At 70.2% G+C, this 10,332-nt stretch carries 9 protein-coding genes, 1 pseudogene and 1 riboswitch; of the genes and pseudogenes, 9 read left to right on the forward strand and 1 reads right to left on the reverse strand.

The window, feature by feature from the left end:
- The 3 genes and pseudogenes from MUU72_RS34360 to MUU72_RS34370 form a co-directional block, all read left to right on the forward strand.
- Positions 1-408, forward strand: a pseudogene (locus MUU72_RS34360) (aa3-type cytochrome oxidase subunit I); the annotation flags it as partial.
- Positions 405-803 carry a cytochrome c oxidase subunit 4 gene (locus tag MUU72_RS34365; protein WP_248017385.1) on the forward strand — a complete coding sequence of 133 codons (399 nt, stop codon included), beginning with the start codon at positions 405-407 and terminating at the stop codon, positions 801-803. The pseudogene MUU72_RS34360 and the gene MUU72_RS34365, both read left to right, overlap by 4 nt.
- Before the next feature lie 154 nt (positions 804-957).
- On the forward strand, positions 958-2,235 hold the full coding sequence (locus MUU72_RS34370; RefSeq protein WP_248017386.1) for a L,D-transpeptidase: 1,278 nt from the start codon (positions 958-960) through the stop codon (positions 2,233-2,235).
- A gap of 30 nt (positions 2,236-2,265) precedes the next feature.
- On the opposite strand, the gene MUU72_RS34375 is transcribed toward MUU72_RS34370, so the two are convergent.
- Entirely contained in the window at positions 2,266-2,679 is a 414-nt protein-coding gene (locus MUU72_RS34375) for a hypothetical protein (protein WP_248017387.1), read from the reverse strand.
- Between the two features lie 294 nt (positions 2,680-2,973).
- On the opposite strand from MUU72_RS34375, the gene ctaE reads away from it, so the two are divergent.
- The 6 genes from ctaE to MUU72_RS34405 all read left to right on the forward strand — a co-directional run bounded on the left by ctaE (position 2,974) and on the right by MUU72_RS34405 (position 10,147).
- Positions 2,974-3,594: an aa3-type cytochrome oxidase subunit III gene (gene ctaE, locus MUU72_RS34380; protein ID WP_006606088.1), complete on the forward strand. Its 621-nt coding sequence runs from the start codon at positions 2,974-2,976 to the stop codon at positions 3,592-3,594.
- Positions 3,595-3,682: 88 nt separating this feature from the next.
- Positions 3,683-4,492: a cytochrome bc1 complex diheme cytochrome c subunit gene (gene qcrC, locus MUU72_RS34385; protein WP_248017388.1), complete on the forward strand. Its 810-nt coding sequence runs from the start codon at positions 3,683-3,685 to the stop codon at positions 4,490-4,492.
- Entirely contained in the window at positions 4,489-5,532 is a 1,044-nt protein-coding gene (gene qcrA / locus MUU72_RS34390) for a cytochrome bc1 complex Rieske iron-sulfur subunit (protein WP_248017389.1), read from the forward strand. Before qcrC ends, qcrA begins: the two co-directional genes overlap by 4 nt.
- The gene (gene qcrB, locus MUU72_RS34395; protein ID WP_248017390.1) at positions 5,529-7,166 is read left to right on the forward strand and encodes a cytochrome bc1 complex cytochrome b subunit; all 1,638 of its coding nucleotides are present in this window, start codon (positions 5,529-5,531) and stop codon (positions 7,164-7,166) included. The genes qcrA and qcrB overlap by 4 nt, the downstream gene beginning before the upstream one ends.
- Before the next feature lie 140 nt (positions 7,167-7,306).
- Positions 7,307-8,371: an anthranilate phosphoribosyltransferase gene (trpD, locus tag MUU72_RS34400; protein ID WP_248017391.1), complete on the forward strand. Its 1,065-nt coding sequence runs from the start codon at positions 7,307-7,309 to the stop codon at positions 8,369-8,371.
- A 72-nt stretch (positions 8,372-8,443) separates the two neighbouring features.
- A riboswitch (SAM riboswitch) is annotated at positions 8,444-8,561 on the forward strand.
- 194 nt (positions 8,562-8,755) lie between these two features.
- On the forward strand, positions 8,756-10,147 hold the full coding sequence (locus MUU72_RS34405; RefSeq protein ID WP_248017392.1) for an aminotransferase class V-fold PLP-dependent enzyme: 1,392 nt from the start codon (positions 8,756-8,758) through the stop codon (positions 10,145-10,147).
- Positions 10,148-10,332: the final 185 nt, after the last annotated feature.

Genomic DNA, 10,332 nt, shown 5'->3' on the forward strand with positions numbered 1-10,332 from the left:
ATCGGCTTCCACGGCACGTTCCTCGTCCAGCACTGGCTGGGCGCCGAGGGCATGCCCCGCCGCTACGCGGACTACCTCGCCGCCGACGGCTTCACGACGCTGAACACCATCTCCACGATCAGCTCGTTCCTGCTCGGCCTGTCGATCCTGCCGTTCTTCTACAACGTCTGGAAGACCGCCAAGTACGGCCAGAAGGTCGGCGTGGACGACCCGTGGGGCTACGGCCGTTCGCTCGAATGGGCGACGTCCTGCCCGCCGCCGCGGCACAACTTCCTCACCCTGCCGCGCATTCGCTCCGAATCCCCGGCGTTCGATCTGCACCACCCCGAGATCGCCGCGCTGGACGCGCTGCACAACGGTCGCGAGGGTGACAAGGCGCTGGCCGGCGGCAAGGAGGCGGGCAAGTGAAGATCCAGGGCAAGATGTTCATCTGGCTGAGCGTCTTCATCCTCGCCATGGCGGTCGTCTACGGCGTGTGGTCGAAGGAGCCGGCCGGTACCACGGCGCTCTTCCTGGCGTTCGGCCTGTGCATCATGGTCGGCTACTACCTGGCCTTCACGGCCCGGCGGGTCGACGCGGGTGCCCAGGACAACGAGGACGCCGAGGTCGCGGACGACGCCGGTGAGCTGGGCTTCTTCAGCCCGCACAGCTGGCAGCCGCTCTCCCTGGCCGTCGGTGGCGCGCTCGCCTTCCTGGGCGTGGTCTTCGGCTTCTGGCTGCTGTACTTCTCCCTGCCGGTGATCCTCGTCGGTCTCTTCGGCTGGGTCTTCGAGTACTACCACGGTGAGAACCGCACCCAGTAGTACACAGCAGGCGCACACCGCGGCAGACACGCCGCACGGACGGGCCCGGACACCCCAACAGGTGTCCGGGCCCGACCCGTTCGGCCCCGCCGCGGCAGACCCGTTTGCAGTCCTCCAGCGCGCCGCCGAAAGGGATTCTTCGTACGTTTGGGGCATGAGTCACAGACCTCGAACCCGGACGGTGCTGAGCTGCGGCCTCCTGCTCGTGCCCCTCGCGGTGAGCACCACCGCGTGCGGGGGCTCGTCGTCGGAGACCCTCTCGGCCAATCCCTACGACGCGTCGGACCAGATATCCGCCAACACCCCGGCGGACGGCAGGCAGAAGGCGGACCCCGACAAGCCGCTTGAGGTCTCCCTCAAGGGCGACGAGGCCCGCATCACCGATGTCACCGCCACCGACTCCACCGGCCGCTACGTCCGCGGCGAACTGAGCGCGGACGGGCGGCACTGGCGTACCACCGTGCCGCTGGCCGCCGGCACGCGCTACACGGTGCAGGTCAGCACCGAGGAGGAGGACGGCACCCCGGGCCGCAAGACCCTGGTGGTCAACACCAAGGACGCGGACGACCGGCTGACGGTCGTCTTCGGCCCGGAGAGCGGCGAGTACGGCGTCGGCCAGCCGGTCACCGCCGAACTCAGCAAACCGGTCACCGACCCCAAGGCCCGGGCGGTCGTCGAGAGCGCCCTGAAGGTCGACTCCTCGCCCCGCGTGGAGGGCGCCTGGCACTGGGTGGACGGCAAGAAGCTGCACTTCCGGCCGAAGGACTACTGGCCCGCCCACGCCACCATCGCCGTCCACAGCAACCTCGACGGCCTGAAGATCGCCGGCGGGCTCTACGGCGGCCCGGCCAAACCGGTCCGGCTGACCACCGGCGACCGGGTCGAGGCGGTGACCGACGCCGCCGCGCACCAGATGACGGTGCTGCGCAACGGCAAGGCGATCAACACCATCCCGGTCACCACCGGCAAGCCCGGCTTCTCCACCCGCAACGGCGTCAAGGTCGTGCTCGGCAAGGAGAGCTTCGTACGGATGCGCAGCTCCACCGTCGGCATCGCCGCGGGCAGTTCGGAGTCCTACGACCTGCCGGTCTACTGGGCCACCCGGGTGACCTGGAGCGGCGAGTACGTGCACGCCGCGCCGTGGTCGGTCGGCTCCCAGGGGGCCGCGAACGTCAGCCACGGCTGCACCGGCATGTCCACCGGCAACGCCCAGTGGTTCTTCAACACCGTCCGGGTCGGCGACCTGGTCAAGGTCGTCAACAGCAGCGGCGACACCATGACGCCGTTCGACAACGGCTTCGGCGACTGGAACATGCCGTGGAAGGAGTGGCGGGCCGGCAGTGCGCTGAAGAACAAGGCCCCCACGACCACAGGCGCGGCCGAGCGGGAGCAGAACCCCGCCGCCGACGCCCGGCTGCGCCCGCAGGTCTGAGAGCCGCCCAGCGGCCGCCTGAGCGCTTCCTCAGGCCGGGACCACGTCCTGGGCGAGCCGCCGCCGGCGCAGCAGTCCGGCCAGCGCATCGGCGAACGCCACCGGGTCCAGCGGGTGGGTCACCGCGGCGTCCGCGCGGCTCCAGGTGGCCAGCCAGGCGTCCTGCGGGCGGCCGATCAGCAGCAGCACCGGCGGGCACCGGAACACCTCGTCCTTGATCTGCCGGCAGACGCCCATCCCGCCGGCCGGGGCGGTCTCGCCGTCCAGCACGCAGACGTCGATACCGCCCTGCTCCAGGGCCTCCAGGACCGCCGGGGCGGTGGCGCACTCCAGGATCTCGATCTCCGGGGCGTCGGGGGCCGGACGCCGCCCGGCCGCCAGCCGGACCTGCTCGCGGGTGTTGGCGTTGTCGCTGTAGACCAGCACCGTGGCAGTCGCCTGCATCGTTCCTCCACCTGTCTCGCGGCACCTACGTAGCGGTACGGCTCCTGATCAAACCGTTGCGCGATGCTACTCCCGGACCGGCCCCGCGCAGGAGAGGCCGTACTGCCCCGGGCAGCGGCCGACACCCCGTCAGGACGGGCGTCCCGGGCGGCGGCCGGCACGCCGCGGTCCGTCGGGGGACGGCCGCGTCCCCCCTTCGGGGGACCGCCGCGACGCCCCGGACGAGCAGGCCATATGGCCTTGACACACCGAACGGCACCCCCCGGAGTGAGGGCGGGATAAGCGACCGACATAATGTCGGTCGTGGCGACAGCAACGACAGTAGAAACCGGGCACGCGCACCCGTCGGTCAATCGACCGAACCTCACCAGCGTCGGAACCATCATCTGGCTGAGTTCCGAGCTGATGTTCTTCGCGGCCCTCTTCGCGATGTACTTCACCCTTCGATCGGTGACCGGCGAGGCGTATTGGAAGGAATCCGCCAGTGCGCTGAATCTTCCGTTCTCCGCGACCAACACCACGATCCTGGTGCTCAGCTCCCTGACGTGTCAGCTCGGCGTTTTCGCGGCCGAGCGCGGCGACGTCAAGAAGCTGCGGGCCTGGTTCGTGGTCACCTTCATCATGGGTGCCATCTTCATCGGCGGTCAGGTCTTCGAGTACACGGAGCTGGTCAAGCACGAGGGCCTCTCGCTCTCGTCCGGCCCGTACGGCTCGGTCTTCTACCTGACCACCGGTTTCCACGGACTGCATGTGACGGGCGGGCTCATCGCCTTCCTGCTGGTCCTGGGCAGGACGTACGCGGCCAAGAGGTTCACCCACACGCAGGCCACCGCGGCCATCGTCGTGTCCTACTACTGGCACTTCGTCGATGTCGTCTGGATCGGCCTCTTCGCCACGATCTACCTGATCCGGTAACAGGTCCGACCGGAATCGGACCGGATCCGCATACCGGACAGACATAGCCAAAGCATCGACGCAGAAGATCCTGACACCGGGGTAATCCGTGAAAAAGCTCTCCGCACGACGGCGCCATCCGCTGGCGGCGCTCGTCGTCCTACTCTTCGCGCTGGCGGTCACTGGGGGGCTGTACGCCGCGTTCGCGCCGGCGTCCAAGGCTCAAGCCGATGACACCGCCCAGTCTCTTGCCATCAAGGAGGGCAAGAAGCTCTTCGCCGTGGGCTGTGCAAGCTGCCACGGCACCGGCGGTCAGGGCACCTCCGACGGCCCGAGCCTGGTCGGCGTGGGCGCCGCCGCCGTCGACTTCCAGGTGGGCACCGGCCGTATGCCGGCCCAGCAGCCCGGCGCCCAGGTGCCGCGCAAGCGGAACATCTACACCAACGCCCAGATCGACCAGCTCGCGGCGTACGTCGCGTCGCTGGGCGCCGGCCCGTCCGTGCCCGACAAGTCGCAGTACAGCGCGGAGGGTGCCGACATCGCCAAGGGCGGCGAGCTGTTCCGCACCAACTGCGCGCAGTGCCACAACTTCACCGGCAAGGGCGGCGCGCTCACCAACGGCAAGTTCGCACCGACGCTGGAGGGCGTGGCCCCGAAGCACATCTACGAGGCCATGCAGACCGGCCCGCAGAACATGCCCTCCTTCGGTGACGGCACGCTGAGCCCGCAGAACAAGAAGGACATCGTCGCGTACCTCGGCGCCGTCAACGGCGACAAGACCGCGACCCCGGGCGGTATGGAACTCGGTGGTCTGGGCCCGGTGACCGAAGGTCTCTTCGGCTACATCTTCGGCCTCGGTGCGTGTGTCGCGGTCGCCATCTGGGTCGCAGCCCGGACTACGAAGGCCAAGAAGTCATGAGTGAGACAGAAGAAAACCTTCCCAGTGAGCGGGAGTCGGCTCACGAGGGCGCGGTAGGGAAGACGGACAACCCCTTCGCCGACCCCGGTCTGCCGCCCCACGAGCACCGCATCCAGGACATCGACGAGCGGGCCGCCCGGCGCTCCGAGCGCACCGTCGCCCTGCTCTTCCTGGTGTCCATGCTCGCCACCGTCGCGTTCATCGCGTCGTACGTGGCGATCCCGATCGACAAGATCATCTACGTCTTCCCGCTGGGTCACATCAGCGCGCTGAACTTCGCGCTCGGTCTGACGCTGGGCGTGGCGCTCTTCTGCATCGGCGCCGGCGCGGTCCACTGGGCCCGCACGCTGATGTCGGACGTGGAGGTCGCTGACGACCGGCACCCGATCGAGGCCGCCCCCGAGGTCAAGGCCAAGGTCCTGGCGGACTTCGCGCAGGGCGCCAAGGAGTCGCAGTTCGGCCGGCGCAAGCTGATCCGCAACACGATGTTCGGCGCGCTGGCCCTGGTGCCGCTCTCCGGCGTCGTGCTGCTGCGCGACCTCGGCCCGCTGCCCGAGAAGAAGCTGCGCACCACCGGCTGGAAGAAGGGTGTCCGGCTGGTCAACCAGTCGACGAACCTCCCGCTGCGTCCCGAGGACATCGCGGTCGGCTCCCTCACGTTCGCCAAGCCCGAGGGCCTGGAGGAGAGCGACGAGGACTTCGCCAACAAGATCGCCAAGGACGCCCTGATGCTCGTGCGGATCCAGCCGCAGAACATCAAGGACAAGCAGGAACTGGCCTGGTCGCACGAGGGCATCGTGGCGTACTCGAAGATCTGCACCCACGTGGGTTGCCCGATCAGCCTGTACGAGCAGCAGACGCACCACGTGCTGTGCCCGTGCCACCAGTCGACCTTCGACCTTTCCGACGGTGGCCGCGTGATCTTCGGCCCGGCCGGGCACGCCCTGCCGCAGCTGCACATCACGGTGAAGGACGGCTTCCTTGAGGCAGTGAGCGACTTCGCGGAGCCCGTCGGCCCGAGCTTCTGGGAGCGCGGATGAGTAACGAGACAACCGCGACCACCACGCGCCGTGGCCAGGCACCACGGGGTGAGCGGATCGCCGACTGGGCGGACGGCCGGCTGGGCATCTACAGCCTCGCCAAGTCCAACATGCGCAAGATCTTCCCGGACCACTGGTCCTTCATGCTGGGTGAGGTCGCGCTCTACAGCTTCGTCATCATCATCCTGACCGGTGTCTACCTGACGCTGTTCTTCCACCCGAGCATGGCCGAGGTGACCTACCACGGGTCCTACGTGCCGATGCACGGGATCAGGATGACCCAGGCGTTCGAGTCGACGCTGGACATCAGCTTCGACGTGCGCGGTGGTCTGCTGATCCGGCAGATCCACCACTGGGCCGCGCTGGTCTTCCTGGCCGCGATGATGGTCCACATGATGCGGGTGTTCTTCACCGGTGCGTTCCGCAAGCCGCGTGAGGTCAACTGGCTCTTCGGCTTCCTGCTGTTCGTCCTGGGCATGTTCACCGGCTTCACCGGTTACTCGCTCCCCGACGACCTGCTCTCCGGCACCGGTGTCCGCTTCATCGAGGGCGTCATCCTGGCGATGCCGCTGGTCGGCTCGTACCTCCAGATGTTCATCTTCGGTGGCGAGTTCCCCGGGCACGACATCATCCCGCGGTTCTTCACCGTCCACGTGCTGCTGCTGCCGGGCATCATGCTCGGCCTGCTGGTGGCCCACCTGATCCTGGTCTTCTACCACAAGCACACGCAGTTCCCGGGTGCCGGCAAGACCAACAACAACGTGGTCGGCATGCCGCTGCTGCCGGTCTACATGGCCAAGGCCGGAGGCTTCTTCTTCCTGGTCTTCGGCGTGATCTCGGTGATCGCCGCGGTCGCCAGCATCAACCCCGTGTGGGCCATCGGCCCGTACCGGCCGGACCAGGTGTCCACCGGTGCCCAGCCCGACTGGTACATGGGCTTCGCCGAGGGCCTGGTGCGTGTCATGCCGGGCTGGGAGTGGAACTTCTGGGGCCACACCATCAACTTCGGTGTGCTGATCCCGATCCTGGTCTTCCCGCTGGTCCTGATCGCCATCGCGGTCTACCCGTTCATCGAGTCCTGGGTCCGCGGCGACAAGCGCGAGCACCACATCCTGGACCGCCCGCGCAACACCCCGACCCGCACCGGCTTCGGTGTCGCCTGGCTCGTCGCGTACTTCGTGATGCTGATCGGTGGCGGCAACGACCTGTGGGCCACCCACTTCCACCTGTCGATCAACTCGATCACCTGGTTCGTCCGGATCGGGTTCTTCGTCGGGCCGGTGCTGGCCTTCATCGCCACGAAGCGGATCTGCCTGGGCCTCCAGCGCCGCGACCGCGACAAGGTGCTGCACGGACGCGAGTCCGGCATCATCAAGCGGCTGCCGCACGGTGAGTTCATCGAGGTCCACGAGCCGCTCAACCAGGAGCAGCTGCACTTCCTGACCCAGCACGAGCAGCCCGAGCCGCTCGAACTGGGTCCCGAGGTCGACGAGAACGGCGTCCGCCGCAAGATCAAGCGCACGCAGAAGCTGCGGGCCAAGCTCTCCAAGAGCTACTACGGCGAGGACAACGTCATCCCCAAGCCGACCGTCGAGGAGTACAAGGAGATCACCAGCGGCCACGGCCACCACTGATCCCGGCGGGCGCGGCAGCGCGCACCGCTCGTAGTACGCCACCCAGAGGGCCCCGTCCGGACGTCGGACGGGGCCCTCCGGCATGCCCGCGGCTCGATAGGGTGACGACAGAAGCAGGTGACGAACCAGGAGCGTGGACCATGAACGTTGTGACCCCGGCAGGCGGCGGCAGCGTGGCGGACCGCACCTGGCCGGCCGTACTGAACGCCCTCCTCGACGGCCGGGACCTCACCGCCGACGACACCGCCTGGGTCATGGACCGGATCATGCGCGGCGAGGCCACCGACGCGCAGATCGCCGGCTTCGCGGTGGCGCTGCGCGCCAAGGGCGAGACCGTCGCGGAGATCTCCGGACTGGTCCGCACCATGTACGCGCACGCCAGCCTGATCGACGTGCCCGGGCCCAGCGTCGACATCGTCGGCACCGGCGGCGACGGGGCGCGGACCGTCAACATCTCCACCATGTCGGCGATCGTGGTCGCCGGCACCGGCGCCAAGGTCGTCAAGCACGGCAGCCGGGCCGCCTCCTCGGCCAGCGGCGCCTCGGACGTCCTGGAGAAGCTGGGCGTCAATCTGGACCTCTCGCCGCGGCGGGTGGTGGAGGTCGCCGAGGAGGCCGGGATCACCTTCTGCTTCGCGGCCAAGTTCCACCCCGCGCTGCGCCACGTGGCCGCCGCGCGCGGCCAGCTCGGGATCCGCACCACCTTCAACGTGCTCGGCCCGCTCACCAACCCGGCCCGGGTCCGGGCCCAGGCCACCGGTGTCGCGGATGCCCGGATGGCGCCGATCCTGGCCGGGGTGCTCGCCGAGCGCGGCTCCTCGGCCCTGGTCTTCCGCGGCGACGACGGGCTGGACGAGCTGACCACCACCGCCACCTCCCGGGTCTGGATCGTCCGGGACGGCGAGGTCCGCGAGGAGCCCTTCGACCCCCGGGACGTCGGCATCGAGCTGGTGCCCGTCTCGGCGCTGCGCGGCGCGGACGCGTCGTACAACGCGGAGGTCGCCCGGCGGCTGCTGGACGGCGAGACCGGCCCGGTGCGCGAGGCGGTGCTGCTGAACGCGGCGGCCGCGCTGGCCGCCCTGGAGCCGTCCGCCGCCCCGCTGACCGAGCGGATCCGGGCCGGCCTCGCCCGGGCCGCCGAATCGCTCGACTCGGGCGCGGCCCGGCGGACGCTGGACCGCTGGGTGGCGGCCAGCAACGCCTGACGCGGCGCGGCCCCGGTCCGGAATGCGGACCGGGGCTTGCGCGCCGATGATCGTGTGGCATGATTCAGCCCAGGTCACGAGTGACAGCGATGTAGGCCCCGGCCCGCTGTCCGGCAACCCTCCTTCCGTGGCGGGGTGCCCCGGGTGATGACCAGGTCGCAGGCAGCGAGGTCTGCGGCAAGCGCGGATCCCTCGCCAGGGATCCTGGTCCCCGAGGGAGTCCTTCCGTGATGCAGCGAATGCGCTAGGGCCGCCGGCCCCCCTTCCGCGCCACCTTTTTCCTTCACGCCGCGGCGTCGTGCCGGGCGGATCCGCCGCACCCCCGTGTGCCGTGCGACGCCCCCCCGCCGCAGCGCATTCGCCCTACCCTCACGGGAGTTCGCCATGTCTGTACCCACCGCTGCCGCCGACCGCTCCGTCTGCGCCCCGCTGCCGGTCCTGGGCCGGGACGTCACGGTCCCGCTGGTGACCGGCGGCGAGGCCGTCTACGCCGCGCTGGACTACGCCGCCAGCGCCCCCGCCCTCCAGCGCGTCTGGGACGACGTCGCCGCCTACGCCCCGTACTACGGCAGCGTGCACCGCGGCGCCGGCTACCTCTCCCAGCTCTCCACCGACCTCTTCGAGAACGCCCGCCGGACCGTCGCCGACTTCCTCGGCTGCCGCCCCGACGACCAGGTGGTCTTCACCCGCTCCACCACCGACTCGCTGAACCTGCTGGCCGCCGCGCTGCCGCGGGACACCCGGGCGTTCGTCTTCGAGACCGAGCACCACGCCTCGCTGCTGCCCTGGGAGCGCCGCGCGGACGTCGCGGTGACCTACCTCAACGCCCCGCGCACCCCGCAGCAGGCGGTGGACACCCTGGAGAGGGCGCTCGCCGCCCGCGAGCCGTACGGCCCGGCGCTGGTCTGCGTCACCGGTGCCTCCAACGTCACCGGCGAGCTGTGGCCGGTCCGCGAGCTGGCCGCCGCCGCTCACGCGCACGGCGCCCGCATCGTCGTGGACGCCGCCCAGCTCGCCCCGCACCACCCCGTCGACCTCACCGGGCTCGACGCCGACTGGGTCGCCTTCTCCGGCCACAAGCTCTACGCGCCGTTCGGCGCCGGGGTGCTGGCCGGCCGGGCGGACTGGCTCCAGGCGGCCGAACCGTACCTGGCCGGCGGCGGCGCCAGCCGCAAGGTCAGCCGGCGCGTGAGCGGGGAAGGGGCCGGCGGCGTCGACGTCGAGTGGCACACCACCGCGGCCCGGCACGAGGCCGGCTCGCCCAACGTCATCGGCGCCTACGCCATCGCCTCCGCCTGCCAGGCGCTCACCGAGGCCGGCTTCGACGGCCTGGTCGCCCGCGAGCAGGAGCTGATCGACCGGGTCCGCACGGGCCTGGCCGAGGTCCCCGAGGTCCGCCTCCTCTCCCTCTTCGGCGACGACGCCCCGCGCGTCGGCGTCCTCTCCTTCGTCGTCGACGGCTGGAACAGCTCGCACTTCGCCGCCGCCCTCTCCGCCGAGTACGGCATCGGCGTCCGCGACGGCCTGTTCTGCGCCCACCCCCTGGTCCGCACCCTCCTGGGCAGCGACCCCCAGGACCCGGGCGAGTGCGGCGCCCCCGAGGCGGCCCCCGGCGAACGCTCCCTGAACGCCATCCGCGTCAGCTTCGGCGCGGGCACCCCCGACGAGCACGTCGACCGCTTCCTGCGCGCGGTCCGCGAACTCGTCACCGACGGCGCGCGCTGGGAGTACCGGGCGGAGGACGGCCGTTGCGTTGCGGCGCGTAGCGCCGGTTGATCCCACGTTGTCGGCTTTCCCGCCGCGCGGGTTGCTGTTGGTTGCGCCTTCGGCGCCTGGAGCCCTCGCTGCGCGGGGCGGTTTCCCGCTTCGCGGGGTGGGGTCCGCTGCGCGGGGCTGTTGGGTGCGGTGGCGGGGCTGCGGGGTGGGGGGTGTCCGGACTGCTTCGCTTTACGTCCGGACAC

Source organism: Streptomyces rhizoryzae, from assembly GCF_023155275.1.
GTDB classification, from domain to species: Bacteria; Actinomycetota; Actinomycetes; order Streptomycetales; family Streptomycetaceae; genus Streptomyces; species Streptomyces rhizoryzae.

Bases quoted from the DNA above. Each gene is read 5' to 3' on its own strand.
- MUU72_RS34370 (WP_248017386.1), top strand. From the start codon at position 958: ATGAGTCACAGACCTCGAACCCGGACGGTGCTGAGCTGCGGCCTCCTG.
- MUU72_RS34375 (WP_248017387.1), bottom strand. From the start codon at position 2,679: ATGCAGGCGACTGCCACGGTGCTGGTCTACAGCGACAACGCCAACACC.
- ctaE (WP_006606088.1), top strand. From the start codon at position 2,974: ATGTCGGTCGTGGCGACAGCAACGACAGTAGAAACCGGGCACGCGCAC.
- qcrA (WP_248017389.1), top strand. From the start codon at position 4,489: ATGAGTGAGACAGAAGAAAACCTTCCCAGTGAGCGGGAGTCGGCTCAC.
- qcrB (WP_248017390.1), top strand. From the start codon at position 5,529: ATGAGTAACGAGACAACCGCGACCACCACGCGCCGTGGCCAGGCACCA.
- trpD (WP_248017391.1), top strand. From the start codon at position 7,307: ATGAACGTTGTGACCCCGGCAGGCGGCGGCAGCGTGGCGGACCGCACC.
- MUU72_RS34405 (WP_248017392.1), top strand. From the start codon at position 8,756: ATGTCTGTACCCACCGCTGCCGCCGACCGCTCCGTCTGCGCCCCGCTG.